This window comes from Staphylococcus gallinarum (assembly GCF_000875895.1).
Taxonomy (GTDB): domain Bacteria; phylum Bacillota; class Bacilli; order Staphylococcales; family Staphylococcaceae; genus Staphylococcus; species Staphylococcus gallinarum.
The window spans coordinates 35055-59245 of the sequence record NZ_JXCF01000008.1; the positions used below are offsets into that span (position 1 = coordinate 35055).

A 24191-nucleotide genomic window follows, 5' to 3' on the forward strand; every position below is an offset into this window, starting at 1 on the left:
TTCCTCTTTCACTCTAAAGAGTTAAGCTTTTATGGTTCGCTATTGCTTCGCAATTGCATAAGTCCCCCTAAACTCTAAAGAGTTAAGCTTTTATGGTTCGCTATTGCTTCGCAATTGCATAAGTCCCCCTAAACTCTAAAGAGTTAAGGGGGACTAAACAAAAAAAGCGCGCACCCCATCATTTATTTTTGAGTTCACGCTTTAAAATTTATTAAGTTTGATGGGGTACTCTGAGCTAGACAATATTTGTATGTGGCAAACATTATCGTTGCACTCATTTGCTTTATATATAGTAGTACGTATATTTAAATTAAACTAATTCGATAATTACTGATTCAGCTCCGTCTCCGCGACGAGGACCTACTTTAAGAATACGAGTGTAACCACCTTGACGTTCGTTATAACGTTCAGCGATTTCACCAAATAATTTTTGAAGTGCAGTTTGTGTAGTTTCATCTTCATTTAGGATTTCAACGTTACGTAAAGTTTTAGCTGCTTGACGGCGTGAAGCTAAATCTCCGCGTTTACCTAAAGTGATTAATTTTTCAACAACACTACGTAATTCTTTCGCACGAGCTTCTGTAGTTTCAACACGCTCACTAACGATAAGTGATGTAGCTAAGTCGCGTAACATAGCTTTACGTTGATCAGAAGTACGACCTAATTTTCTGTAACCCATGAGTTAACCTCCTTTATATTAATCTTCTTTTCTTAAGCCTAAACCTAAGTCTTCAAGTTTATATTTAACTTCTTCTAATGATTTACGTCCTAAATTACGAACTTTCATCATATCTGCTTCTGATTTATCAGCTAATTCTTGAACAGAGTTAATGCCAGCACGTTTTAAACAATTGTAAGAACGAACAGATAAGTCTAATTCTTCAATTGACATTTCAAGCACTTTTTCTTTTTGATCTTCTTCTTTTTCAATCATGATTTCAGCATTTTGAGCTTCATCAGTCAATCCAACAAAGATGTTTAAGTGTTCTGTTAAGATTTTTGCTGCTAGTGAAACAGACTCTTGTGGTGTGATTGAACCATTAGTCCAAACATCCAAAGTTAATTTATCAAAATCACTACTTTGACCTACACGTGTATTTTCAACTGTATAGTTTACACGTTCAACAGGTGAATAAAGTGAATCCACTGGAATTACACCAATTGGTAAATCACTAGTGTTATTTTGTTCTGCTAATGCGTAACCTCTACCCTTGTTAGCAACAAGACGGATTTTCAAGTGTCCACCTTTAGAAACAGTTGCAATTTTAAGTTCAGGATTTAGAATTTCAACATCACTGTCATGAGTAATGTCACTTGCAGTAACTTCGCCTTCATCTTTAACATCAATTTCTAAAGTTTTGTCTTCTTCAGAATAGATTTTCAACGCTAAGTTTTTGATGTTCATAATGATTGTAGAAACATCTTCAACTACATTGTCTATTGCTGAGAATTCGTGTAATACTCCTTCGATTTCAATGTACTTGACGGCTGCACCTGGTAATGAAGATAGTAGGATACGACGTAAGGAGTTTCCTAGTGTAGTACCGTAGCCACGTTCTAGTGGTTCAACAACGAACTTACCGAATTTAGCATCATCACTAATTTCAATTGTTTCAATTCTAGGTTTTTCGATTTCAATCATTTACAAATATCCTCCTTGATTACGTCGACTTGATTTGTACTGTATTTCTCAGTGACCTGCGACAATAACAATAAAATTAAACGCGACGACGTTTTGGTGGACGACAACCATTATGTGGTACTGGAGTAACGTCACGGATCGCAGTTACTTCTAATCCAGCTGATTGTAATGCACGGATAGCTGATTCACGACCAGGACCTGGTCCTTTAACAGTAACTTCAACAGTTTTTAAACCGTGTTCCATTGCTGATTTTGAAGCAGTTTCTGATGCCATTTGAGCTGCAAATGGTGTAGATTTTTTTGATCCTTTGAATCCAAGTGCACCTGCTGATGACCATGATAAAGCATTACCAAATTCATCAGTGATTGTTACGATTGTATTATTGAATGTTGAACGGATGTGTGCTACACCGTTTTCAATATTCTTTTTCACTTTACGTTTACGAGATACTTGTTTACGTGCCATTTAAATTTTGCCTCCTTTACCTATTATTTTTTCTTGTTAGCTACAGTTTTAACTGGGCCTTTACGAGTACGAGCATTGTTTTTAGTTTTTTGTCCGCGTACTGGTAAACCACGACGGTGACGGATACCACGGTATGATGAGATTTCCATTAAACGTTTGATGTTTAAGTTTTGCTCACGACGTAAGTCACCTTCTACTTTATAGCTGTCTACTACTTCACGGATACGACCTAATTCGTCGTCAGTTAAATCTTTAGTACGAGTATCTGCTGATACGTTAGCTTGCTCAACAATTTTGTTAGCAGTTGTTGTACCGATACCATATACATATGTTAATGAGATAACAATACGTTTTTCACGTGGAATATCTACTCCTGCAATACGTGCCATAATTATTTACACCTCTCTTTATTAGCCTTGTCTTTGTTTGTGCTTAGGATTACTACAGATTACCATTACTTTACCTTTACGTTTAATGACTTTACATTTTTCGCAAATAGGTTTTACTGATGGTCTTACTTTCATTTTAATACCTCCCTATATTATGGAGTGACGATTATTTATAACGATAAGTAATTCTTCCGCGTGTTAAATCATACGGAGACATTTCTACAGTTACTTTGTCGCCAGGTAGAATACGAATATAATTCATTCTGATTTTACCACTTACGTGTGCTAAGATCTCATGACCATTTTCTAATTCTACTTTAAACATTGCATTTGGTAAAGTATCTAATACAGTACCTTCTAATTCAATTACATCTTGTTTAGCCATTTATTAACTTCCCCCTTTTTGCGGTAGTTGGTTATCGTCAATAATCAACTCTAACCATACGAGTCTATTAGTGTTGTTAATAAGTTTAACAAAATTAAAATGAATTACTCAATCGCATTGTCACTCTTATTTAATTATACTTTTGGCATTACATAGACCGTACAAAGTTGAAATTGATTATAGTTGCTCTAAAATATTAATAACGTCTTCTGTTACTACATTAATATCTCTAGAGCCATCAATGTTTTTCAATACACCTTTATTATCATAGAATTCTAAGATAGGTTTTGATTGCTTAACATTGACGTTTAAACGATTAGCAACTGTTTCTGGGTTGTCATCTTCACGTTGATATAATTTACCACCGTCAAGATCACAAATCCCCTCAACTTTTGGAGGATTGAATACAAGATGATAAGTCGTTCCGCATTTTTCACAGATTCTACGACCAGTAAGGCGGTTCATTAGTTCTTCTTCAGGTACCTCTATATTGATAACAGCATCAATTTTTCTATCTAATTCTTGCATGATTTCACTTAATGCTTCAGCTTGTTCAATAGTACGAGGAAAGCCGTCTAGTAAGAACCCTTTTTTCGCATCGTCTTCAGAAATTCTTTCTTTAACGATACCCACAGTAACTTCATCAGGGACTAATTCTCCACGATCCATGTATGATTTAGCTTCTTTTCCTAAATCAGTTTCATCTTTAATCGCTTTTCTGAACATGTCGCCAGTAGATATGTGTGGAATTGGGAATTTCTTTACAATTTCACTCGCTTGAGTTCCTTTACCTGCTCCAGGTAAACCCATTAAAATGATATTCATAAGTGCCCTCCTACAATTTATCTACCACCAAAGCCTTTATAGTCTTTCTGACTTACTTGTGCTTCTAAACTCTTCATTGTTTCAATTGCAACACCAATTACAATTAGTAAGCTTGTACCACCCACTTGAATCGTTTGTGGTAAGCTCATTACTTTAGTAGCAATGATTGGAAGAATTGCTATAACAGCTAAGAATATAGAACCTACAAATGTCAGACGATATAACACTTTAGTAATATATTTTTTAGTTTGCTCTCCAGGTCTAATGCCTGGGACATAACTTCCTTGTTTCTTCAGGTTATCTGCCATCTTCTCAGGATTAACTTGTATAAATGCATAGAAATAAGTGAATGCTATGATTAATATGACATATACAACCATACCATAGTTATTAGATGGGTTTGCGACATCCGCAACTTTTTGTGCCCAACTCGCATCTGGGAAGAACAACGTTAATGTTCTCGGTAACAAGAAAAATGCCATTGAAAAGATAACTGGTATTACCCCTGCAGAGTTAACTTTTAAAGGTAAATACGTTGCTTGTGAACCTAATCGCTGTGTTGATTGTTTTTTAGCATATTGAATCGGAATTTTACGAACAGCTTGTAAGACGTAAATCGCTCCAACTGTTAATAATATCATTCCAACTATTAATCCAATTACCTTTAACCAAGCCATTGTAACATCATCTTGTCCAACGAATGCTTGTTGATAGAATTGAATCAATGCTGAAGGTATTGATGATAATATACCTGCAAAAATAATTATTGAAATACCATTACCAACACCGAATTGAGTAATTTGTTCACCTAACCACATTAAGAACGCTGTTCCAGCTGTTAATACCACAGCAATTAATAAATAACTCAAAATCGACTGATCCATGATCAATTGACCCTTCAAGTAATTATTAAACTGGAATGCCATTCCAATAGATTGGATAAAAGCAAGTATAATAGCAAAATAACGTGTAACGTTATTTAATTTCTTTCTACCTGCATCACCTTGTTTCGCCCACTCTGAAAACTTCGGAACAATATCCATTTGTAATAACTGCATAACGATTGATGCAGTAATGTAAGGCATTATACCCATAGCAAAGATAGAAAAGTTCTTCAAGGCTCCGCCACCAAATGTATTTAACAAATCAGTGACACCTTGAGAACCTTGTTGACTGTCAAAGGCAGCTGGGTTTACCCCAGGCGCTGGAATATAAGTACCTATTTTAAAAATAACTAACATTGCGAGTGTAAAAAAGATCTTGTTACGAACTTCTTTTGTTTTAAAGAAGTTCACAAGCGTTTCTAACATTAGATCACCTCGTGTGCTCCACCTTTAGCTTCGATAGCTTCTGCTGCAGTTGCAGAGAATTTGTGAGCTTTCACTGATAGCTTTTTGTCAAGTGAACCATTACCAAGAATCTTGATACCTGATTTTTCACTCTTAACTACACCAGATTCTACTAATAAAGCAGGAGTTACTTCAGTACCATCCTCAAATTTATTAAGTTGGTCTAAGTTAACAATAGCATATTCTTTACGGTTAATGTTAGTAAAACCTCGTTTTGGTAAACGACGGAATAATGGTAATTGACCACCTTCGAAACCTGGTCTTACACTTCCACCTGAACGAGCTTTTTGACCTTTTTGTCCACGACCACTTGTTTTACCATTACCTGTAGCTGCACCACGACCTACGCGGTTACGAACTTTACGAGAACCTTCTGCTGGTTTTAACTCATGTAATTTCATTTCGGCACCTCCTTAATTATTTTTCTTCTACTGTCACTAAGTGACTTACTTTGTTGATTTGCCCACGAATAGCTGGGTTATCTTCAACAACTACTGAAGAGTTTGTTTTTTTCAAACCTAAAGCTTCAACAGTTTTACGTTGTGTTTCTGGACGACCTATAACACTACGAGTGAGGGTAATTTGTAATTTAGCCATAACTTATTTTCCCTCCTTAATTATATAATTCTTCTACTGATTTGCCACGTAACTTCGCAACGTCTTCAGCATTTTTAAGGTTTTTTAATCCGTTGATTGTAGCACGAACCATGTTAATTGGCGTATTTGAACCTAAAGATTTACTTAAGATATCAGTAATACCAGCTAATTCTAATACGGCACGAACAGGGCCACCTGCAATAACACCAGTACCAGGTGCAGCTGGTTTCATAAATACGCTTCCTGAACTGAAACGTCCAGTAATAGTGTGAGGTGTAGTACCTTCAACACGTGGAACTTCAACTAAATCTTTTTTAGCTGCTTCTACAGCTTTTTTGATTGCTTCAGGTACCTCTTGTGCTTTACCAGTACCGAATCCGACGCGACCATTCTTATCTCCAACTACTACTAAAGCAGTGAAACGGAAACGACGACCACCTTTTACAACTTTCGCAACACGATTAATCGTTACAACGCGTTCTTCAAATTCTTTCGCTTCTTCTTCTCTACGAGCCATGTAAATGTCCCTCCTTTAAATTAAAATTCTAAACCATTTTCACGAGCTGCATCTGCTAAGGCTTTAACACGTCCGTGGTATAAGTAACCTCCACGGTCAAACACGATAGTTTTAACGCCTTTTTCGATAGCTCTTTTAGCTACAGTTTCGCCGACTTTAGCTGACAATTCAACTTTAGATCCACTTTCATTAGCGAAATCTTTTTCTTGTGTAGAAGCTTGCGCTAATGTTTGGCCGTTTACATCATCAATTACTTGTGCATAGATATGCTTGTTTGAACGATAGATGTTTAAACGAGGTTTTTCAGCTGTGCCAGATAATTTATTACGAACACGTGCATGTCTTTTCAAACGCACTTTGTTTTTATCAATTTTGCTGATCATTTTATTACTCCTTTCTTCTGAAAGTTATTTATTATTTACCAGTTTTACCTTCTTTACGGCGAACGTATTCACCTTGGTAACGAATTCCTTTACCTTTATAAGGCTCTGGAGGTCTTACTGAACGGATGTTTGAAGCGATAGCTCCAACTTGTTCTTTAGAAATACCAGCTACTGTAACTGTTGTGTTTTTCTCTACAGAGAAAGTAATACCTTCGTCAGCTTTAATTTCAACTGGGTGAGAGTAACCAACGTTAAGCACTAAGTCATTACCTTGCATTTGAGCACGGTAACCAACACCAACTAGTTCAAGTGTTTTTTGGTATCCTTGAGATACACCTTGTATCATATTATTGATTAAAGCACGAGTTGTACCATGAACTGTTCTATCTTCTTTAGAATCAGTAGGTCTTACAACTTCTAATGTACTTTCGTCTTGTTTATATGTCATTCTTTCATTAAATGTTCTTGATAATTCGCCTTTAGCACCTTTAACAGTTACTGAATTACCTTCAATTGTTACTGTTACGTCGCTAGGGATGTCAATAATTTTTTTACCAACACGACTCATGTTATCGCACCTCCTTATTTATTATTACCAAACGTATGCTAAGATTTCTCCGCCAACATTACGTTTTCTTGCTTCTTTATCAGTGATAACACCTTCTGAAGTTGATACTAACGCAATACCTAAACCGTTAAGTACTTTTGGTACTTCGTTTGCTTTCGCATAAACACGTAGACCTGGTTTAGAAATACGTTTTAATCCAGTGATAACTCTTTCATTATTTTGACCATATTTAAGGAATAAACGGATAACCCCTTGTTTATCGTCTTCAACGTATTCTACGTTTTTAATGAAACCTTCACTCTTTAAAATTTCAGCAATTTCTTTTTTAATGTTTGATGCAGGTAATTCTAATTTGTCGTGACGCACCATGTTTGCGTTTCTTACACGAGTTAGCATATCTGCAATTGGATCGTTGATTGTCATTGATTGTTGCCTCCTTTCAGACTTTTATATATTACCAGCTAGCTTTACGAACGCCAGGGATTTGGCCTTTATAAGCTAATTCACGGAAACAAATACGGCATAATTTGAATTTACGGTAAACAGAATGTGGACGACCACAGCGTTCACAACGAGTATATTCACGTACTTGGAACTTTTGTTTTTTTTGTTGCTTAGCAACCATTGAAGTTTTAGCCACTTAATTAGCCTCCTTTAGAGATTATTTTTGAAATGGCATACCGAATTGTGTTAACAATTCACGAGCTTCCTCGTCAGTGTTAGCAGTCGTTACGATAACGATATCCATTCCTCTAACTTTATTTACTCGGTCATAGTCGATTTCAGGGAAAATCAATTGTTCTTTAACACCTAGTGTATAGTTACCTCTACCGTCAAATGCTGTTTTTGAAACTCCACGGAAGTCACGTACACGTGGTAATGAAACAGCGATTAATTTATCTAAGAAATCATACATTCTTTCTCCGCGAAGTGTAACTTTCGCACCGATAGGCATACCTTCACGTAAACGGAATGTAGCGACTGATTTTTTAGCTTTTGTAACAAGTGCTTTTTGACCAGTGATAGCTTCTAATTCTTCTACAGCATCATCTAATACTTTAGAGTTTTGAACAGCATCACCAACACCCATATTTACTACGATTTTTTCAATTTTTGGAACTTCCATTACTGAACTGTAGTTAAATTGTTTAACTAAGTTTTGTGTAACTTCAGAGCTATATTTTTCTTTTAAACGGTTCACAGTGGATCCTCCTTTCGATTAATTATTAATTATTAGATTTGATTTCTTCGCCAGATTTTTTAGCGATACGAACTTTTTTACCATCTACGAATTTGTAACCTACGCGAGTTGGTTCATTCGTTTTAGGGTCTAATAATTGTACGTTAGAAACATGGATTGCTGCCTCTGTTTCTAAGATTCCACCTTCAGGATTAAATTGAGTTGGTTTTTGGTGTTTTTTAATAACGTTAACACCTTCCACAACGACACGGTCTTTTTTAGGTTGAGTTGAAACAACTTTACCTTCTTTACCTTTGTCTTTACCTGCGATAACTTTTACGTTGTCACCTTTTTTGATATGCATGCGTGGCACCTCCTTAAATTTATATATTTATAAACGATTAATTAAAGTACTTCTGGAGCTAATGATACAATTTTCATGAAGTTGCCTTCACGTAATTCACGAGCAACAGGTCCAAAAATACGAGTACCACGTGGGCCTTTGTCGTCACGAATGATGACACATGCATTTTCATCAAATTTGATATATGAACCGTCGTTACGGCGTACACCTGATTTAGTACGTACTACAACAGCTTTAACAACTTCACCTTTTTTGACAACGCCACCTGGTGTAGCATTTTTAACACTAACTACGATTACGTCACCAATATTCGCTGTTTTACGACCAGATCCACCTAATACTTTGATTGTAAGAACTTCACGTGCACCAGAGTTGTCTGCTACTTTCAAACGTGTTTCTTGTTGGATCATGAGTTAAACCTCCTTTATCTTCACTATTTCTTAAATAATTACTGATTCTTCAACAATTTCTACCAAACGGAAACGTTTAGTTGCTGATAAAGGACGTGTTTCTTGAATCTTAACGATGTCCCCTAATTTAGCTGAGTTGTTTTCATCATGAGTTTTGTATTTTTTAGAGTATTTTACTCGTTTACCATATAATTTGTGCGTTTTGTATGTTTCAACAAGTACAGTTACAGTTTTGTCCATTTTATCGGAAACGACTCTACCTACATAAACTTTACGATCATTTCTTTCGCTCACTTTTGTAACCTCCTCTTTCAATTAATTATTGATTAGCTTTTCCTTGTTCAATTTCTCTTTCACGAGCAACAGTTTTTAGACGTGCAATCGTTTTTCTCACTGTGCGAATACGTGCAGTCTCTTCTAATTGACCTGTAGCTAACTGAAAGCGTAGGTTAAAAAGCTCTTCTTTTGAAGATTTGATTTGTTCTTCGATTTCTGAAGTGGTTAAGTCTCTAATTTCCTTAGCTTTCATTTGTTTCACCACCCAATTCTTCACGTTTTACAAACTTAGTTTTAACTGGAAGTTTGTGACTTGCTAAACGTAATGCTTCACGCGCTACTTCTTCGTTAACGCCTGCTACTTCAAATAAAATTCTACCTGGTTTTGCTACTGCAATCCAACCTTCAACTGCACCTTTACCAGCACCCATACGTACTTCTAAAGGTTTTTTAGTGTAAGGCGTATGTGGGAAGATTTTGATCCAAACTTTCCCGCCACGTTTCATGTAACGTGTCATTGCAATACGAGCTGATTCGATTTGACGAGATGTGATCCAAGAAGTTGTAGTTGCTTGTAAACCATACTCACCAAATGTTACATAGTTACCGCCTTTAGAACGACCAGTTGTTTTAGGACGATGTTGACGACGATATTTTACACGTTTTGGTAGTAACATTATTATTTTCCTCCTTCACTAGTGTTCTTAGTAGGAAGAACTTCTCCACGATAAATCCATACTTTGACACCTAATTTACCGTAAGTAGTGTCAGCTTCTGCATGTGCATAACCAATGTCAGCACGTAATGTATGAAGTGGAACAGTTCCTTCTGAATATTGTTCAGCACGAGCGATGTCAGCTCCGCCTAAACGACCTGATACTTGAGTCTTAATACCTTTAGCTCCAAGTTTCATTGCTCTTGTAATAGCTTGTTTTTGTACACGACGGAATGATGCACGGTTTTCTAATTGACGTGCAATGTTTTCAGCAACTAATTTAGCATCTAAATCAACTTTTTTGATTTCGATTACGTTGATGTGTACTTTTTTGTTTGTTAATGAGTTTAATTTGTTACGTAATTTCTCAATTTCTGAACCGCCTTTACCGATTACCATACCTGGTTTACCAGTATGAATAGCGATGTTGATACGATTAGCAGCACGTTCGATATCTACGTGAGAAACTGATGCTTCTTTTAATGCGTTATCAATAAACTTACGGATTTTTAAATCTTCGTGTAATAATGATGCGAAGTCTTTTTCTGCATACCATTTAGCTTCCCAATCACGGATTACACCAACACGAAGTCCGATTGGATTAATTTTTTGACCCACAGTGTTCCCTCCTTAAAAATTGATTAAGCTTCTTTAGCTTCTTCTTTACCGTCACTTACGACGATTGTAATGTGGCTTGTACGTTTGTTAATCGCACTTGCACGGCCTTGTGCACGTGGACGGAAACGTTTTAATGTTGGTCCTTCATTTGCATAAGCTTCTTTAACTATTAATTCATCAGTGTTCATGTCATAGTTATGTTCAGCATTTGCTAGAGCGGACATTAATAATTTTTCTACTACAGGTGATGAAGCTTTGTTTTTTAATTTTAAAATCGCAATAGCTTCACCAGCGCTTTTGCCTCTGATTAGATCTAATACCAATCTAACTTTACGAGGTGCGATTCTTATTGTTTTAGCAACCGCTTTTGCTTCCATTCGGATTTCCTCCTCTACTTGTTAGAAATTATCTTCTAGTTTTTTTGTCGTCAGCTACGTGACCTTTAAATGTACGAGTTGGTGCAAATTCTCCTAATTTGTGACCAACCATATCTTCAGTTACGAATACAGGTACGTGTTTACGTCCATCGTATACTGCGAATGTATGACCAATGAAATCTGGGAAAATCGTTGAACGACGTGACCAAGTCTTGATTACTTGTTTTTTCTCGCTTCCGCTTTGAGCTTCAACTTTTTTCATAAGATGATCATCAACGAAAGGTCCTTTTTTAATACTACGAGCCATAGTGGCGCCTCCCTTCTTATTGTGTGCGTGCAGCGATTACGCCGCACACCCAAATAAGTTATTTTTATTTTTTCTTACGTCCACGAACGATAAGCTTGTCAGATGATTTTTTACCACGACGAGTTTTCTTACCAAGCGTAGGTTTACCCCATGGTGACATTGGAGATGGTCTACCGATAGGTGCGCGACCTTCACCACCACCGTGTGGGTGATCGTTAGGGTTCATTACAGAACCACGAACTGTTGGGCGAATGCCTTTCCATCTAGAACGACCTGCTTTACCAACGTTAACTAATTCGTGTTGGATGTTACCAACTTGACCAATAGTAGCACGGCAAGTTGAAAGAATCATACGAACCTCACCAGAACGTAATCTGATTAATACGTATTTACCTTCTTTACCAAGTACTTGTGCACTTGCACCAGCTGAACGAGCGATTTGTCCACCTTTACCAGGTTTCAATTCGATGTTGTGTACAACTGTACCTACTGGGATGAATTGTAATGGTAATGCATTACCTACTTTGATGTCAGCATTTTCACCACTTTCAAGAACTTGACCTACTTGTAAGTTCTTAGGAGCGATGATGTAGCGTTTTTCTCCGTCAGCGTAAACAAGTAAAGCGATGTTTGCTGAACGGTTTGGATCATATTGGATTGAATCAACTTTAGCGTTGATACCATCTTTGTTACGTTTGAAGTCAATAACACGGTATTGACGTTTGTGTCCTCCACCATGATGGCGAACTGTCAATTTACCTTGGTTATTTCGTCCCGCTTTTTTCGGTAGCGGTTGTAATAATGACTTTTCAGGAGTCGTTTTAGTGATTTCTGCGAAATCTAAAGAAGTCATATTACGACGACCATTAGTAATTGGCTTATATTTTTTTAGAGCCATTGTCGTTTACCTCCTTATTGGTAATATTTTTTAGTTGAATAGATCGATTGATCCTTCTTTTAATTTAACAATTGCTACGCGGCGTTTGTTTGTATAGCCTTGGTAACGGCCCATACGTTTTTTCTTTGGTTTGTAGTTGATGATGTTAACTTTATCAACTTTTACGTCAAAGATTTCTTCAACTGCGATTTTAACTTGTGTTTTGTTTGCACGAGTATCTACATCAAATGTGTATTTATCTTCTGCCATAGCGACTGAAGATTTCTCAGTGATTACGGGGCGCTTAAGAACGTCTCTTGCTTCCATTATCCGAGCACCTCCTCAACTTTTTTAGCAGCTGTTTCTGTAATTAATACACTGTCAGCGCTTGTGATATCTAGAACATTTAAACCTTGAGCTGTAGTTACTTGTAAACCTGGGATGTTACGTGCTGATAATTCAACGTTTACATCTTCTGATTCTGTTACTACTAATACTTTTTTAGGTTGTTCTAAATTAGAAAGAATTGTTTTGAATTCTTTAGTTTTTGGAGCATCTAAGTTAAATGAATCAACAACAGTTAAGTTGCTTTCTTGAACTTTGAAAGATAATGCTGAGCGTAATGCTAAACGGCGCATTTTCTTAGGCATTTTGTAAGCATAACTTCTTGGTGTTGGTCCGAATACGATACCACCACCACGCCATTGTGGAGCACGGATTGTACCTTGACGCGCACGTCCTGTACCTTTTTGTCTCCATGGTTTACGTCCACCACCACGTACTGCTGAACGATTCTTAACAGCGTGTGTACCTTGGCGTAATGAAGCACGTTGTAAGTTAATTGCTTCAAAAAGAACGTCATTATTTGGTTCGATTGCAAATACTGAATCATTTAATTCAACTGAACCTGCTTTAGATCCGTCTACTTTTAATACATCATAATTAGCCATTATGCATTTTCCTCCTTTCGCTTTATATTATTTATTACCTTTAATTGATGAAGTGATTTCTAAAAGACCTTTTTTAGGTCCAGGTACATTACCTTTTACTAAAATAACATTGTTTTCAGTGTCAACTTGAACTACTTCTAAGTTTTGAACTGTTACAGTGTTACCGCCCATACGTCCAGGCATTTTTTGTCCTTTAAAGACTCTTGAAGCATCTGACGCCATACCTACTGAACCAGGTGCTCTGTGGAAATGAGAACCGTGAGACATTGGCCCACGTGCTTGATTGTGACGTTTAATGGCACCTTGGAAACCTTTACCTTTTGAAACGCCTGTTACATCAATTACGTCGCCAGCTTCAAATGTATTAACTGAGACTTCTTGACCTACTTCGTATTCATCAACATTAACGTTTTTGAATTCACGAATGAAGCGCTTAGGTGCTGTGCCAGCTTTTTTAGCATGACCTTCAGCTGGTTTGTTAGCATATTTGCTTGTTCTGCTATCTTTTTTGTAAGCTTTTTTATCTTCGTAGCCTACTTGAATTGCGTTGTAACCATCAACTTCTTCAGTTTTCTTTTGTAATACAACGTTTTGACTTGCTTCTACTACTGTTACAGGGATTAAATCACCGTTTTCTCCGAAAACTTGTGTCATCCCGATTTTTCTTCCTAAGATTCCTTTGGTCATCGAAAGTCCACCTCCTAAATTTTCTATTATAATTTGATTTCGATGTCTACACCAGATGGTAAGTTTAAGCCCATAAGTGCATCAACTGTTTTTGGTGTTGGGTTAACAATATCGATTAAACGTTTATGTGTACGTTGTTCGAATTGCTCACGTGAATCTTTGTACATATGCACGGCACGAATGATCGTGTAAACTGATTTTTCAGTTGGTAACGGAATTGGTCCAGAAACATCTGCACCAGAACGTTTTGCAGTTTCAACAATTTTCTCTGCTGATTGATCGATTACTCTGTGATCATAAGCTTTTAATCTGATTCTGATTTTTTGTTTTGCCATAATTTTCCCTCCTTATTCGTCTACATTTAAGTGATAGACTTCTCCACGAAAACTATCTCACACAGCGCCATGGCAAAGCGGCCGGGTGTGTCAGTAACCTTTCGCTTCATCGCGTGTTCTTAAAGTCCAACATTAGATATGTTACATGAAAAAACGTGTTTTATCAAGCTTTTTCATAAAAGTTTTTCAACTTTTCGTCTAACACATACTTTGTTATTGTACTTGAATTATGCTGACAGTTCAACCTATTTCGTAATTTTTTTCATATTACAATTGTTATTTCACTATTTCGCTTATCCTTTTTATTATATATATTGTTTATTATGTTTTATAATGTGATTGTTAGGTGGTGACGATTTATAATGAAAAGTGGTATTAGAACTTTATTATTGATATTAAGTTTAATTTTAATCATTGGGGAGTTCGTATATGGCATTCCATTTTTAGGTGGTAGCATTATATTAAGTTTCGGTTGGCAGCCATTACTTATTAACGTTCTTTTATATTTGATTATGATGATTATTTTAATAGTAGATAAACAGAATAGTATTAAACCGATGGCAATTATTCCACTGCTTGGTATTATAGGTTCATTTATAGCATTTATACCTGTCATCGGAATGATCATTCACTGGATTTTATTTTTCTTATTATTATTTTTTATATTTATTCTCTTATCTGCTCCGATATATGTGCCAAACAAAAATGCAAAAGTTGTGTATACACAATACAAAGATGATACTAAATAATAGGTGGTTGTAAATTTACAATGATAGTTTAACTGATTTCTTTGTTATTTTAAAGTAATTTATCAAATCATTGTTTACATCTATATAATGAAGAAACACGATTCAAAGTAGGTTTCTTTTTCTATTAAAAGCTATTTTTGAATAATAATTGAATAGTAGGATTAGGTTGATTGATCACAGTATAAGGTAATTTCTATTTATAAGTTCTAGAAATTGCCTTTTTCATATTATATACGTGTTTTTCTATGCAAATTTTGTGTATGAGTATTTTCAAATAACATTAGTTATAAAAAAGCTGCCTCACTCTTTTTTAATTGAAGAATGAGACAGCTTATTACTTTATAATGTTTGAATTTGCACTTCTTATGTAGTGCTCGTCACGTTATCTAAAATGTGTAGTTATAATTAACCATGTACAAAGATAAAGTATAGGATGAATAGTACCATTAGGCCGTACATAATTGGATGTACTTCTTTATGTCGCTTAGAAATTAACATGGTAATTGGATAAAAGATAAAGCCACATGCAATACCAGTAGCAATTGAATAAGATAATGGCATCATAATAATCGTTACAAATGCTGGAACTGCCACTTCAAATTTCTTCCAATCTATTTCCGCAAAGTTCGCTGCCATTAATACACCTACTACAACGAGTGCTGGTGTTGTTACAGCACTTGTTACCACTTCCATTAACGGACTAAAGAATATCGCTAATAAGAAACAGAATCCTGTTACAATACTAGCAAATCCAGTTCTAGCACCGACTGCGACACCTGATGTTGATTCAATATATGATGTCGTTGTCGTTGTTCCAAATATCGCACCGACGATTGTTGCTAATGAATCTGAGAACAATGCTCTACCAGCTCGAGGTAATTTATTATCCTTCATTATTCCTGCTTGAGAAGCAACCGCTACTAATGTACCAGCAGTATCAAAGAAATCAATGAATAAGAACGTTAAGATAACAATTAAGAATTGAACTGTTAAGAGTTGACTCGGATCTTTAAATGCCTCAAATGCAGCTCCAAATGTTGGCTCAATACTTGGTACATGACCAACTACACTACTTGGTGTATGTATCAATCCAGTAATCATTCCTAGTATAGATGTAATCACCATACCTACAAAGATTGCACCTGGTACTCTTAGCGCATATAAGATTACTGTTACAATAATTCCTATAACAGCCAATATAACAGGTCCATCTGTAATGTGACCCAAGGTAACAAGTGTTGATTTATCCTTTACTATAATACCTGCACTTTGTAAACCTACAAATGTAATAAATAAACCAATACCTGCTGATACTGCCATTTTCATCTGATAGGGTATGGCATTAATAATTGTTTCCCGTAGCCCTGTCATCGTTAATATCCCAAAGACAATTCCTGAAAATAACACGCCTGTTAAACCAATTTGCCAAGGTATTCCCATTGTTAATACTACAGTAAATGCAAAGAATGCATTTAATCCCATACCCGGTGCTAGAGCAATCGGATAGCGAGCAATAAGTCCCATAAATAATGAACCCACAAATGCTGCAAGTGCTGTGGCAACAAAAATAGCACCTTGATCCATTTTCATGTCATCTGAAACGCCATTTACACCTGCTAAACTTAGTACTTGAGGGTTAACAGCCAAAATATATGCCATTGACAAGAAAGTTGTCAGCCCACCAAGTATCTCTTTTTTATAGTTTGTGCCATGCTGATCAAACTTGAAATACTTTTTCACGGTTAGTTCTCCTTTTTTTGAAAATACCTTAATATTTTAATACCAATTGTAGTATTTTACAATAGCAAACACGAACTTTATTAATTAAACAACCATTTATACACTATAAAACTAGAACTTTAACCCTTTCAACGCATCTTGGAATGGGTTATTTTCGATTGTTTCGTTCTGATTCATATATTTTTTCATGTCTTTTTTATTTACTTTATCTGACTTTTTATTTTTAAAGCGTTTATCCATTTGTGCCTGTGTTTCTGTATGGCCACATACGCAACGATAAACAGCATCTTTCCCCCTACCAAATAGAGTCATCTTTTTATGACAGTTAGGACAGCGAGCATTTGTTTTTCTCTGTACATTTTTCTTAGTTTTACAACTTGGATCCTGACAAACTAACATTTGTCCATTTTTAGTTTGTACTTTAATCATGAATTTTCCACAAGTTGGACATTCCGTAGTTGTTAAATTATCGTGTTTATATTTTTTATCATTCTCTTTTATTTCATTAACGACGTCATTGGTAAATTGCTTCATTTCCTCTATAAATTTGTCCGCATTATATTTACCACGTTCAATTAACGCAAGCTTTTCTTCCCATTCCGCAGTTAACAATGGTGAAGTTAGTTTTTGTGGTGCTAGTTCTAGAATTTGCTTTCCTTTTGAAGTTACTTTAATTTTACTATCTCTCACTTCTATAGCATTCATATTAAATAGTTTTTCAATTATATCTGCGCGTGTTGCTACAGTTCCTATACCACCAGTTTCCTTCAATGTATGTTGATGTTTACGATTATTTAAATCAAAGAATTTCTGAGGACTCTCCATAGCTTTAAGTAATGATCCTTCATTAAAATATGGCGGTGGCGTCGTTTCGTGTTGTTCGATATTGGCTTGATTCACTTTTAATGTAGCACCTTGTTGCAATCCATCAAGTTGTTCTGTTGATTTTTCGTTGTGTTCAGAGATAGCTTTGAACCCTAATTTCGTAGTTACTTTGTCTTTAAAGTTAAACGTATAACCATTTACAGTAAATTCCATAATTATTGCTTCGTATTCATAAGCTGGCAAAAGATTTTCCAAAAATCTTTCAGCAATTAACATATAGACTTTGCTTTCTCGTGGACTCAAAGCATTCATACCTGGACGAACTTCTGTTGGAATTATCGCATGGTGATCTGATACTTTGTTATTATTAATAAACCTTTGTTTCGGAGAAAATTTTTGTTTAAGTTGTTGTTTAGCTACATCCTTTAATGATGTGCCCATGATTGCGTTAACACGGTCTTTAAGCGTATCTACCATATCATCGGTTAAATAATTTGAATCTGTTCTTGGATAAGTTACGAGCTTATGTCGTTCATATAATGTTTGTAACGTATTTAATGTTTCCTTTGGTCCAAAATGATATCGTTTATATGCTTCTTGTTGTAAATCAGTCAAACTGAATAATTGATGTGGATATGCCTTTTTATGATTACGTTTAATCGATTGTATAGTCCCCTCTTGACCAACAACTTTCTGTTTTATCGTGTCATATACCTTTTTATCTTTATGCGACTGTGGTTTTGCTAATTGTAACGTTAATCCATTTGCTTTGACAGACATTGTATAATACGTTTCAGGTTTAAACTGATTAATTTCATTTTGTCTCATTTGAACAAGCTGAATTGTTGGTGTCTGTACACGTCCTAATGATAATTGTGCATCATACTTTGTAGTCAACGCTCGTGTTGCGTTGATACCTACAATCCAATCCGCCTCACTTCTTGCCAATGCAGCGCGATATAAATTATTAAATTTACGCCCATCTTGTAACTTATTAAATCCGTCCCTAATTGCTTTCGTTGTAACGGAACTAATCCATAACCGTTTGATAGGCTTTTTATTATGTGCTTTATCTAATATTAGACGTGCAACGAGTTCACCTTCTCTACCAGCGTCGGTCGCAATGATAATCTCATTTATTTTGTTATTATTTATTAATGCTTGCACCGTAGAAAATTGTTTTCTTGTCTTAGATATGACTACAGTTTTCATTTTATTTGGTATAATAGGTAAAACATTTAATTTCCATTCTTTATATTTAGCATCGTATTGTTCAGGTGTTGCATTTGTTACTAAATGACCAAGTGCCCATGTTACGATATATTTATTATTTTCAAAGTAACCATTGCGCTTTTCATTTATATTTAAGCTGTTAGCTATATCTCTACCTACTGAAGGTTTTTCAGCAATTATTAGTGATTTCATAATAACGTCCTTTCAAAAAATCAATATCTTATCTATTGTAACACGTATATAATACATCATAACTTCCATTTAACATAAAAAATTCTTATAATTAAGGAAATAGTTCATCTGACGGAGGTAGCTATATGAAAACGATCAAACTAAATGATTATGACCAAATTACAAGTTTTATAAATGATGCAGACTATCACTCGGCTTCTTATTTGTATAAACTTCCTCAAGCAAGAGAGGCAATCAAAGCACAGATTGAAGAAGCAATTGAAGATCCAGGTGTCTATGCTCATTTAGACGATAACAACGAGATCATCATGCTCATACTTGCTTTTAAATATGAGGAGAATAAATATAAAGTATTAGGTCCATTTATAAAGCATAATACAACGCCAGATTTACAAATGTACCACGACTTATTTATTACATTAGCCAATAGCAAACCAGACACTGCAAACTTTAACTTTTCATTTGAAGAAAACGAGCAAAACTATAGTAAGTTTATGAAACACATTCAAGCATCTTATAGCTTTACAGATTATCATTTAATCACATCACAGGATGTTGGAGAAATTGAACATGCACAAAACATCACTGAGTATAAACCAGCATATTACCGTGCATTCGCAAAGTTACATCAGCGGACATTTAAACATGATGTAATGACTGCAGATGAAATTATAGACTCATTGGATGACAATAATCGTTTGTTTATCTTTATGTCTGAAGGCTTGTTAAAAGGTTATCTCTATTTACAAGTATTCGAAGGTAATCATAATGCTGAAATTAAATATTTTTCATCACACAGTGACTATCGACTGATGGGGATTGCCTTTGATTTATTATCACATGCGCTCCACTATGCATTTACGCATTACGATATAAACAAGATTTACTTTAAAATTCGTAGCAAAAATAATACCTTAGTTGAACGATTTAATGAACTTGGTTTTAATATAAATTATGAATATAGAAAATTTAAATATGTAGCAAGTCATATTGAATAGCACTTGAAGTTATAGACTAAATTTAAATCTAGCTACGCCTACCATTGTGTAAAGTGCTATAACTAGTAATATCGAAATGAAATAAATACTTGTATTCGTCAACGTACCAACATATATTCATTCCTTAGAGCGGGATAATGAAATCTATTTAGCAAAACAAGATTTCTATCTCGCTCTTTTTTTGTGTATTATTATCCTTCTGAAATGAAACTTTTAGAAATTTAAATGTAATTTTACTTTTATTTTTAAACACATGTTTTTACTATATTAAAGTTTTCATTTAGAATGTATTCTTGGAGACAATTTTAATGGTTGTTTTTATTGGGGAAGGAAAGTAAAAATAAATATAGAAAGAGTGAGTGTAGTATGGATTTATTAATTGCCTTATTACCTGCGCTATTTTGGGGTAGTGTAGTATTAATTAATGTATTTGTCGGTGGAGGACCTTATAACCAAATTAGAGGTACAACATTCGGTGCATTAATTATTGGTATTATCTTATTACTAACTGGTAATGCAAAATTTGATGACATTACTGTAATTATTGTCGGATTGATCTCTGGTGCTTTCTGGGCACTAGGTCAAGGTTACCAATTGAAATCAGTAAGTTTAATTGGTGTTTCAAAAACAATGCCAATTTCAACAGGTTTACAATTGGTTGGTACAACGTTATTTAGTGCTATTTTCCTAGGAGAATGGAGCACAAGTACTCAAGTCATTTTAGGTCTTGTAGCAATGGTTCTACTTGTGGTAGGTATTACATTAACATCTATCAAAGGTAAAAACGAAGCTTCTGAAAGTAATAGCAATTTCGGCAAAGCAATGCCAATCTTATTAATTTCAACGGTTGGTTATGTTGTTTACGTCGTTATAGCACAAATCTTTGGTGTCGATGGAACAAGCGCATTATTCTTCCAATCAATCGGTATGGCGATTGGTGGACTTATCTTATCAATGAAACATGAAACATCAATTAAAAGTACTGTATGGAACTTAATACCGGGTGTCGTTTGGGGTATAGGTAACCTATTTATGTTCTATTCACAACCTAAAGTTGGTGTAGCAACTAGTTTCTCATTTTCACAATTACTTGTAATCGTCTCAACACTTGGAGGTATCTTCTTGTTAGGCGAACGCAAAGATAAGCGTCAAATGATTGGTATCTGGGCTGGTATTGTACTTATTATTATTGCAGCCTTTGTATTAGGAAATTTAAAAGGTTAAGTTCAATTACTAGACTAATGTTTTAATGCAGGCGTATTATGTCTCATTGGGACGAATGCACTTGTCATTTGATGAGCGCATGATATTTTACTAGGAGGAGTCAAAATTATGTTCACAGATTTAAAAGATAAAGTTGTTGTAATCACTGGTGCTGGTAGCGGGATTGGTAAATCATTCGCAGAAGCATTTGGTAAAGCAGAAGCAAAAGTAGTTATGAACTACCGCTCAGAACACCACGTAGAAGATGTTGATCAATCAATTAAGTTAATTGAAGAAGCTGGTGGCCAAGCTATTAAAGTTCAAGCGGACGTTTCTGTTGAAGCTGACGTTAATCGTTTAGTACAAACTGCAGTAGACACATTTGGTACGCTTGATATTATGATCAATAACGCTGGTTTCGAAAAACCAATTCCAACACATGAAATGCCTTTAGAAGAATGGCAAAAAGTTATCGACATTAACTTAACTGGTGCTTTCATTGGATCAAAAGCTGCTGTTAATCAATTCTTCAAAGAAGATAAAAAAGGTGTTATTTTAAACACTTCAAGTGTTCATGATACAATTCCATGGCCAAACTATGCTAACTATGCAGCTAGTAAAGGCGGATTAAAATTAATGATGGAAACAATGTCTATGGAATACGCGCAATACGGCATTAGAATTAACAACATCTCACCAGGGGCAATTGTAACAGAGCACACTAGAGAAAAATTCTCTGACCCAACTACACGTGCAGAAACACTTGAAATGATTCCTGCTAAAGAAATTGGTGAAGCTGATCAAGTAGCAAACGTTGCTTTATTCTTAGCTTCAGATTTAGCAAGTTATATTCACGGAACAACAATTTATGTTGATGGTGGTATGACTAACTACCCTGCATTTATGGGTGGTAAAGGTTAATCATCATTAACTTCTATATACTATGATGTGGTTTAACAAATCCTTTGTTATTATTCAAACATTGGCAACTGTAAACCACTAAATTAAGCGAGTGAAACCTATTAATTTCACTCGCTTTTTTATATGCTCAAAATGAATATACTTTTTTAACATTCACATAAATAGACTAGTTAAATCTATAATATCTCCAATACAATAAAAATGAGCTAAATGATCTCATAGTTTCTAACTACAAATATCATTACAGCTCATTTGTCTCATGTACTCCTATTCGCATTACACCATCATTTTCATCTAGAATTTCCGTTACACAAAGATAGCTTGATAGATATACAGTATTACAATACTTATAACTATTGTTAAATTAGTAACCATTCCAACTAATGGTAAAGTCTTATACTTAAACTGTATAGAATATGGAATAATTGCAACACCTACAGGTAATAACCAAGCCACTTGTAGTGTTGTCTTCACCATATTATCACTCACTGGTAGGAAGAAATGTACTAACAATCCTGCAATAATACCTAGACCGTAATGGATACCAATATATTTCAAAGCAATTGGCAAAAATCGTCTATCTATACTAAAATTCAACATCAAACCAAGTAATATCATGGACAATGGCATATTCGCGCCTGATAATACTGTGAAAAAGTCAATTACAGGTTTAGGAAAATGAATATTCGCCATGTTCAAGATAAACATAATAATATAGGTCATCAATGGTACAGAGCGTAGTAAATTCTTACCTAAATATTTAAAATCAAAGCTATCTCCACCACTACTAAAGTAACTACCAACAAAGTACGTTACGCCAAACATAATAATTGCCCCACCGATGTCGGCCATACCAAAATAAATCATTCCAGATTCAGGCCAAATCGCTTCGACTAGTGGATAAGCAAATAGCCCAATATTTAAAGAGGCCATCATCATACCAGTTGCGCCTCTTACATGGTTATCGTATTTTAAAAAGAACCATACTACAATAATCTTTGCAATGATGCCATAAGCAATCATCATAATAGGTAAAATTGATAATGACACATCTAAATCTGCTTTATTTAAGTTTACAATAACCAAAGAAGGAAGCGTGACATTAAGGACGAGTGTAGAGAATACTTGGCTATCATTCGCCTTAAAGTAATTAATTCTCTTAAGGGTGTAACCTAAAGCAATCAGTAAAATGATTATGATAAATTGTTGCGTCACAATAATCCTTCTTTCATTTTATTTTTTCAAATATAATTTACAATCTATTTTCATACTTTAACATACATTTTGGTGATTTTAGAAGCTTTCAGTTTCATGTTATACTTTATGTGATTTTCATTTTTTAAATTAGTAGCTTAAAGGAGTTTATTATATATGGATTTAAATCAAAAACTTATTGAACTTAAACATGACTATGTTCGTTTACAAGGTGATTTAGAAAAACGCGAATCAGTAAATCAACAAACCGATCCGTTATTAAAGCAATTAGATGAACTAGAGCATGAAATAGCTACTGTCCGTTCAGAAATTAGTCAAAAAGAAGATAAATAATATCCTAGTAAATATATTTTTAACATGCTAAGATTAATAGCGAATTATAGAAAGGATGTTATTTAATGCAACTTTATCTGATATTTTTACCAATACTCTATTTAATAGTTAGTTACATAAGTATATTTAAGATGGATACAATTATTACACGCATTTTACGTATAATTATGGCACTATTATTATTATTTGTAGTTGCAATCACAACATTATCCTTCCCTGCAGTTAACTGGTGGGTATTTATATTATTATTACTAATCGTTGGTAATGTTGAAATTACTGCATTTAAACATTTAAAGCAAGATAAAAAAGCAATTCAAATATTAAATATGATTAGCCTTGGTTTAATCATAATTTATGTCATCTTAACACTTGTACTTTACTAAAGTGATTTGAGTACTTCAGCAGTGTTTAGAACATCATACTTATAACAATGCCCCAAAATGGAACTATAAATTTCATTTGGGGCATTTGTTTAGCCTTTTCTAGCTAGCGATATTAGTTTACACATACATTTCAATTACTAACATAGCATTCCCTTTTAACCATTAATCACTAACCTTCAATA

Annotated in this window: 38 protein-coding genes; 6 read left to right on the forward strand and 32 right to left on the reverse strand. The window is 34.8% G+C overall.

Annotation, left to right across the window (positions count from 1 at the left end):
* Window positions 1-310: 310 nt before the first annotated feature.
* The 29 genes from rplQ to rpsJ form a co-directional block, all read right to left on the reverse strand.
* Window positions 311-679, reverse strand: a complete 369-nt coding sequence (rplQ, locus tag SH09_RS07660) for a 50S ribosomal protein L17 (protein ID WP_042739069.1) — start codon at window positions 677-679, stop codon at window positions 311-313.
* Window positions 680-697: 18 nt separating this feature from the next.
* The gene (locus tag SH09_RS07665) at window positions 698-1642 is read right to left on the reverse strand and encodes a DNA-directed RNA polymerase subunit alpha (RefSeq protein WP_042739070.1); all 945 of its coding nucleotides are present in this window, start codon (window positions 1640-1642) and stop codon (window positions 698-700) included.
* Between the two features lie 76 nt (window positions 1643-1718).
* The gene (rpsK, locus tag SH09_RS07670; RefSeq protein ID WP_002471279.1) at window positions 1719-2108 is read right to left on the reverse strand and encodes a 30S ribosomal protein S11; all 390 of its coding nucleotides are present in this window, start codon (window positions 2106-2108) and stop codon (window positions 1719-1721) included.
* Window positions 2109-2131: 23 nt separating this feature from the next.
* Window positions 2132-2497, reverse strand: coding sequence for a 30S ribosomal protein S13 (gene rpsM / locus SH09_RS07675; RefSeq protein ID WP_042739071.1), 366 nt, complete (start codon window positions 2495-2497; stop codon window positions 2132-2134).
* Between the two features lie 21 nt (window positions 2498-2518).
* The gene (rpmJ, locus tag SH09_RS07680) at window positions 2519-2632 is read right to left on the reverse strand and encodes a 50S ribosomal protein L36 (protein ID WP_002482634.1); all 114 of its coding nucleotides are present in this window, start codon (window positions 2630-2632) and stop codon (window positions 2519-2521) included.
* 31 nt (window positions 2633-2663) lie between these two features.
* Window positions 2664-2882 carry a translation initiation factor IF-1 gene (gene infA, locus SH09_RS07685; protein ID WP_001118443.1) on the reverse strand — a complete coding sequence of 73 codons (219 nt, stop codon included), beginning with the start codon at window positions 2880-2882 and terminating at the stop codon, window positions 2664-2666.
* Between the two features lie 177 nt (window positions 2883-3059).
* On the reverse strand, window positions 3060-3707 hold the full coding sequence (locus tag SH09_RS07690) for an adenylate kinase (RefSeq protein WP_042739072.1): 648 nt from the start codon (window positions 3705-3707) through the stop codon (window positions 3060-3062).
* 17 nt (window positions 3708-3724) lie between these two features.
* A complete protein-coding gene (secY, locus tag SH09_RS07695; protein WP_042739073.1) occupies window positions 3725-5017 on the reverse strand; it encodes a preprotein translocase subunit SecY in 1293 nt (430 codons plus the stop codon).
* Window positions 5017-5457 (reverse strand): 50S ribosomal protein L15, encoded by a 441-nt coding sequence (gene rplO / locus SH09_RS07700; RefSeq protein ID WP_042739074.1) that lies wholly within the window; start codon window positions 5455-5457, stop codon window positions 5017-5019. Before rplO ends, secY begins: the two co-directional genes overlap by 1 nt.
* A 16-nt stretch (window positions 5458-5473) precedes the next feature.
* Window positions 5474-5653 carry a 50S ribosomal protein L30 gene (rpmD, locus tag SH09_RS07705; protein ID WP_002482630.1) on the reverse strand — a complete coding sequence of 60 codons (180 nt, stop codon included), beginning with the start codon at window positions 5651-5653 and terminating at the stop codon, window positions 5474-5476.
* A gap of 16 nt (window positions 5654-5669) precedes the next feature.
* Window positions 5670-6170, reverse strand: coding sequence for a 30S ribosomal protein S5 (gene rpsE / locus SH09_RS07710; protein ID WP_042739075.1), 501 nt, complete (start codon window positions 6168-6170; stop codon window positions 5670-5672).
* A 20-nt stretch (window positions 6171-6190) separates the two neighbouring features.
* Window positions 6191-6553: a 50S ribosomal protein L18 gene (gene rplR / locus SH09_RS07715; protein ID WP_042739076.1), complete on the reverse strand. Its 363-nt coding sequence runs from the start codon at window positions 6551-6553 to the stop codon at window positions 6191-6193.
* Between the two features lie 31 nt (window positions 6554-6584).
* Window positions 6585-7121 (reverse strand): 50S ribosomal protein L6, encoded by a 537-nt coding sequence (gene rplF / locus SH09_RS07720; RefSeq protein ID WP_042739077.1) that lies wholly within the window; start codon window positions 7119-7121, stop codon window positions 6585-6587.
* 24 nt (window positions 7122-7145) lie between these two features.
* Window positions 7146-7544, reverse strand: coding sequence for a 30S ribosomal protein S8 (rpsH, locus tag SH09_RS07725; RefSeq protein ID WP_042739078.1), 399 nt, complete (start codon window positions 7542-7544; stop codon window positions 7146-7148).
* Between the two features lie 31 nt (window positions 7545-7575).
* Window positions 7576-7761: a type Z 30S ribosomal protein S14 gene (locus SH09_RS07730; protein WP_002482625.1), complete on the reverse strand. Its 186-nt coding sequence runs from the start codon at window positions 7759-7761 to the stop codon at window positions 7576-7578.
* Between the two features lie 21 nt (window positions 7762-7782).
* Window positions 7783-8322 carry a 50S ribosomal protein L5 gene (gene rplE, locus SH09_RS07735; protein ID WP_042739079.1) on the reverse strand — a complete coding sequence of 180 codons (540 nt, stop codon included), beginning with the start codon at window positions 8320-8322 and terminating at the stop codon, window positions 7783-7785.
* Window positions 8323-8347: 25 nt separating this feature from the next.
* Window positions 8348-8665 (reverse strand): 50S ribosomal protein L24, encoded by a 318-nt coding sequence (gene rplX / locus SH09_RS07740; protein ID WP_042739080.1) that lies wholly within the window; start codon window positions 8663-8665, stop codon window positions 8348-8350.
* Window positions 8666-8706: 41 nt separating this feature from the next.
* Window positions 8707-9075: a 50S ribosomal protein L14 gene (gene rplN, locus SH09_RS07745; RefSeq protein WP_002482622.1), complete on the reverse strand. Its 369-nt coding sequence runs from the start codon at window positions 9073-9075 to the stop codon at window positions 8707-8709.
* Window positions 9076-9105: 30 nt separating this feature from the next.
* A complete protein-coding gene (rpsQ, locus tag SH09_RS07750) occupies window positions 9106-9369 on the reverse strand; it encodes a 30S ribosomal protein S17 (protein ID WP_001829723.1) in 264 nt (87 codons plus the stop codon).
* Between the two features lie 25 nt (window positions 9370-9394).
* Window positions 9395-9604, reverse strand: coding sequence for a 50S ribosomal protein L29 (gene rpmC / locus SH09_RS07755; RefSeq protein WP_002482620.1), 210 nt, complete (start codon window positions 9602-9604; stop codon window positions 9395-9397).
* Window positions 9594-10028, reverse strand: a complete 435-nt coding sequence (rplP, locus tag SH09_RS07760; RefSeq protein ID WP_019468647.1) for a 50S ribosomal protein L16 — start codon at window positions 10026-10028, stop codon at window positions 9594-9596. Before rplP ends, rpmC begins: the two co-directional genes overlap by 11 nt.
* Before the next feature lie 2 nt (window positions 10029-10030).
* Window positions 10031-10684 (reverse strand): 30S ribosomal protein S3, encoded by a 654-nt coding sequence (rpsC, locus tag SH09_RS07765; protein WP_042739081.1) that lies wholly within the window; start codon window positions 10682-10684, stop codon window positions 10031-10033.
* Window positions 10685-10707: 23 nt separating this feature from the next.
* On the reverse strand, window positions 10708-11061 hold the full coding sequence (gene rplV, locus SH09_RS07770) for a 50S ribosomal protein L22 (protein WP_002482617.1): 354 nt from the start codon (window positions 11059-11061) through the stop codon (window positions 10708-10710).
* A gap of 28 nt (window positions 11062-11089) precedes the next feature.
* Entirely contained in the window at window positions 11090-11368 is a 279-nt protein-coding gene (rpsS, locus tag SH09_RS07775; protein WP_019468644.1) for a 30S ribosomal protein S19, read from the reverse strand.
* A gap of 64 nt (window positions 11369-11432) precedes the next feature.
* On the reverse strand, window positions 11433-12266 hold the full coding sequence (gene rplB, locus SH09_RS07780; protein ID WP_042739082.1) for a 50S ribosomal protein L2: 834 nt from the start codon (window positions 12264-12266) through the stop codon (window positions 11433-11435).
* 30 nt (window positions 12267-12296) lie between these two features.
* Window positions 12297-12572 (reverse strand): 50S ribosomal protein L23, encoded by a 276-nt coding sequence (gene rplW / locus SH09_RS07785; RefSeq protein ID WP_042739083.1) that lies wholly within the window; start codon window positions 12570-12572, stop codon window positions 12297-12299.
* Window positions 12572-13195 carry a 50S ribosomal protein L4 gene (gene rplD / locus SH09_RS07790; protein WP_042739084.1) on the reverse strand — a complete coding sequence of 208 codons (624 nt, stop codon included), beginning with the start codon at window positions 13193-13195 and terminating at the stop codon, window positions 12572-12574. Before rplD ends, rplW begins: the two co-directional genes overlap by 1 nt.
* Window positions 13196-13222: 27 nt before the next feature.
* Window positions 13223-13882 (reverse strand): 50S ribosomal protein L3, encoded by a 660-nt coding sequence (rplC, locus tag SH09_RS07795; protein ID WP_042739085.1) that lies wholly within the window; start codon window positions 13880-13882, stop codon window positions 13223-13225.
* 26 nt (window positions 13883-13908) lie between these two features.
* Window positions 13909-14217 carry a 30S ribosomal protein S10 gene (gene rpsJ, locus SH09_RS07800; RefSeq protein WP_001118669.1) on the reverse strand — a complete coding sequence of 103 codons (309 nt, stop codon included), beginning with the start codon at window positions 14215-14217 and terminating at the stop codon, window positions 13909-13911.
* 362 nt (window positions 14218-14579) lie between these two features.
* On the opposite strand from rpsJ, the gene SH09_RS07805 reads away from it, so the two are divergent.
* Complete coding sequence (locus SH09_RS07805; RefSeq protein ID WP_042739086.1) at window positions 14580-14966, forward strand: hypothetical protein; 387 nt, start codon at window positions 14580-14582, stop codon at window positions 14964-14966.
* A gap of 405 nt (window positions 14967-15371) precedes the next feature.
* Here SH09_RS07805 and SH09_RS07810 read toward each other — a convergent pair whose 3' ends face one another.
* A complete protein-coding gene (locus SH09_RS07810; RefSeq protein ID WP_042739087.1) occupies window positions 15372-16706 on the reverse strand; it encodes an NCS2 family permease in 1335 nt (444 codons plus the stop codon).
* A 111-nt stretch (window positions 16707-16817) separates the two neighbouring features.
* On the reverse strand, window positions 16818-18956 hold the full coding sequence (locus tag SH09_RS07815; RefSeq protein ID WP_042739088.1) for a DNA topoisomerase III: 2139 nt from the start codon (window positions 18954-18956) through the stop codon (window positions 16818-16820).
* Between the two features lie 125 nt (window positions 18957-19081).
* Between SH09_RS07815 and SH09_RS07820 the strand changes: the two genes are divergently transcribed.
* The 3 genes from SH09_RS07820 to SH09_RS07830 all read left to right on the forward strand — a co-directional run bounded on the left by SH09_RS07820 (window position 19082) and on the right by SH09_RS07830 (window position 22078).
* Window positions 19082-19954 carry a GNAT family N-acetyltransferase gene (locus SH09_RS07820; RefSeq protein ID WP_042739089.1) on the forward strand — a complete coding sequence of 291 codons (873 nt, stop codon included), beginning with the start codon at window positions 19082-19084 and terminating at the stop codon, window positions 19952-19954.
* Between the two features lie 366 nt (window positions 19955-20320).
* A complete protein-coding gene (locus tag SH09_RS07825; RefSeq protein WP_042739090.1) occupies window positions 20321-21178 on the forward strand; it encodes a RhaT/GlcU family sugar-proton symporter in 858 nt (285 codons plus the stop codon).
* 108 nt (window positions 21179-21286) lie between these two features.
* Window positions 21287-22078, forward strand: coding sequence for a glucose 1-dehydrogenase (locus tag SH09_RS07830; RefSeq protein ID WP_042739091.1), 792 nt, complete (start codon window positions 21287-21289; stop codon window positions 22076-22078).
* A 306-nt stretch (window positions 22079-22384) separates the two neighbouring features.
* On the opposite strand, the gene SH09_RS07835 is transcribed toward SH09_RS07830, so the two are convergent.
* A complete protein-coding gene (locus tag SH09_RS07835) occupies window positions 22385-23293 on the reverse strand; it encodes an AEC family transporter (protein WP_042739092.1) in 909 nt (302 codons plus the stop codon).
* A gap of 156 nt (window positions 23294-23449) precedes the next feature.
* On the opposite strand from SH09_RS07835, the gene SH09_RS16870 reads away from it, so the two are divergent.
* Together SH09_RS16870 and mspA are read left to right on the forward strand one after the other, a co-directional pair.
* Complete coding sequence (locus SH09_RS16870; RefSeq protein WP_162846334.1) at window positions 23450-23626, forward strand: SE1832 family protein; 177 nt, start codon at window positions 23450-23452, stop codon at window positions 23624-23626.
* Window positions 23627-23691: 65 nt separating this feature from the next.
* A complete protein-coding gene (gene mspA / locus SH09_RS07840) occupies window positions 23692-24009 on the forward strand; it encodes a membrane stabilizing protein MspA (RefSeq protein WP_042739093.1) in 318 nt (105 codons plus the stop codon).
* The last annotated feature ends 182 nt before the right edge of the window (window positions 24010-24191 follow it).

Coding starts and splice junctions, on each gene's coding strand:
- rplQ (WP_042739069.1), bottom strand. CDS start 679: ATGGGTTACAGAAAATTAGGTCGTACTTCTGATCAACGTAAAGCTATG.
- SH09_RS07665 (WP_042739070.1), bottom strand. CDS start 1,642: ATGATTGAAATCGAAAAACCTAGAATTGAAACAATTGAAATTAGTGAT.
- rpsK (WP_002471279.1), bottom strand. CDS start 2,108: ATGGCACGTAAACAAGTATCTCGTAAACGTAAAGTGAAAAAGAATATT.
- rpsM (WP_042739071.1), bottom strand. CDS start 2,497: ATGGCACGTATTGCAGGAGTAGATATTCCACGTGAAAAACGTATTGTT.
- rpmJ (WP_002482634.1), bottom strand. CDS start 2,632: ATGAAAGTAAGACCATCAGTAAAACCTATTTGCGAAAAATGTAAAGTC.
- infA (WP_001118443.1), bottom strand. CDS start 2,882: ATGGCTAAACAAGATGTAATTGAATTAGAAGGTACTGTATTAGATACT.
- SH09_RS07690 (WP_042739072.1), bottom strand. CDS start 3,707: ATGAATATCATTTTAATGGGTTTACCTGGAGCAGGTAAAGGAACTCAA.
- secY (WP_042739073.1), bottom strand. CDS start 5,017: ATGTTAGAAACGCTTGTGAACTTCTTTAAAACAAAAGAAGTTCGTAAC.
- rplO (WP_042739074.1), bottom strand. CDS start 5,457: ATGAAATTACATGAGTTAAAACCAGCAGAAGGTTCTCGTAAAGTTCGT.
- rpmD (WP_002482630.1), bottom strand. CDS start 5,653: ATGGCTAAATTACAAATTACCCTCACTCGTAGTGTTATAGGTCGTCCA.
- rpsE (WP_042739075.1), bottom strand. CDS start 6,170: ATGGCTCGTAGAGAAGAAGAAGCGAAAGAATTTGAAGAACGCGTTGTA.
- rplR (WP_042739076.1), bottom strand. CDS start 6,553: ATGATCAGCAAAATTGATAAAAACAAAGTGCGTTTGAAAAGACATGCA.
- rplF (WP_042739077.1), bottom strand. CDS start 7,121: ATGAGTCGTGTTGGTAAAAAAATTATTGACATCCCTAGCGACGTAACA.
- rpsH (WP_042739078.1), bottom strand. CDS start 7,544: ATGACAATCAACGATCCAATTGCAGATATGCTAACTCGTGTAAGAAAC.
- rplX (WP_042739080.1), bottom strand. CDS start 8,665: ATGCATATCAAAAAAGGTGACAACGTAAAAGTTATCGCAGGTAAAGAC.
- rplN (WP_002482622.1), bottom strand. CDS start 9,075: ATGATCCAACAAGAAACACGTTTGAAAGTAGCAGACAACTCTGGTGCA.
- rpmC (WP_002482620.1), bottom strand. CDS start 9,604: ATGAAAGCTAAGGAAATTAGAGACTTAACCACTTCAGAAATCGAAGAA.
- rplP (WP_019468647.1), bottom strand. CDS start 10,028: ATGTTACTACCAAAACGTGTAAAATATCGTCGTCAACATCGTCCTAAA.
- rplV (WP_002482617.1), bottom strand. CDS start 11,061: ATGGAAGCAAAAGCGGTTGCTAAAACAATAAGAATCGCACCTCGTAAA.
- rpsS (WP_019468644.1), bottom strand. CDS start 11,368: ATGGCTCGTAGTATTAAAAAAGGACCTTTCGTTGATGATCATCTTATG.
- rplB (WP_042739082.1), bottom strand. CDS start 12,266: ATGGCTCTAAAAAAATATAAGCCAATTACTAATGGTCGTCGTAATATG.
- rplW (WP_042739083.1), bottom strand. CDS start 12,572: ATGGAAGCAAGAGACGTTCTTAAGCGCCCCGTAATCACTGAGAAATCT.
- rplD (WP_042739084.1), bottom strand. CDS start 13,195: ATGGCTAATTATGATGTATTAAAAGTAGACGGATCTAAAGCAGGTTCA.
- rplC (WP_042739085.1), bottom strand. CDS start 13,882: ATGACCAAAGGAATCTTAGGAAGAAAAATCGGGATGACACAAGTTTTC.
- rpsJ (WP_001118669.1), bottom strand. CDS start 14,217: ATGGCAAAACAAAAAATCAGAATCAGATTAAAAGCTTATGATCACAGA.
- SH09_RS07805 (WP_042739086.1), top strand. CDS start 14,580: ATGAAAAGTGGTATTAGAACTTTATTATTGATATTAAGTTTAATTTTA.
- SH09_RS07815 (WP_042739088.1), bottom strand. CDS start 18,956: ATGAAATCACTAATAATTGCTGAAAAACCTTCAGTAGGTAGAGATATA.
- SH09_RS07820 (WP_042739089.1), top strand. CDS start 19,082: ATGAAAACGATCAAACTAAATGATTATGACCAAATTACAAGTTTTATA.
- SH09_RS07825 (WP_042739090.1), top strand. CDS start 20,321: ATGGATTTATTAATTGCCTTATTACCTGCGCTATTTTGGGGTAGTGTA.
- SH09_RS07830 (WP_042739091.1), top strand. CDS start 21,287: ATGTTCACAGATTTAAAAGATAAAGTTGTTGTAATCACTGGTGCTGGT.
- SH09_RS16870 (WP_162846334.1), top strand. CDS start 23,450: ATGGATTTAAATCAAAAACTTATTGAACTTAAACATGACTATGTTCGT.
- mspA (WP_042739093.1), top strand. CDS start 23,692: ATGCAACTTTATCTGATATTTTTACCAATACTCTATTTAATAGTTAGT.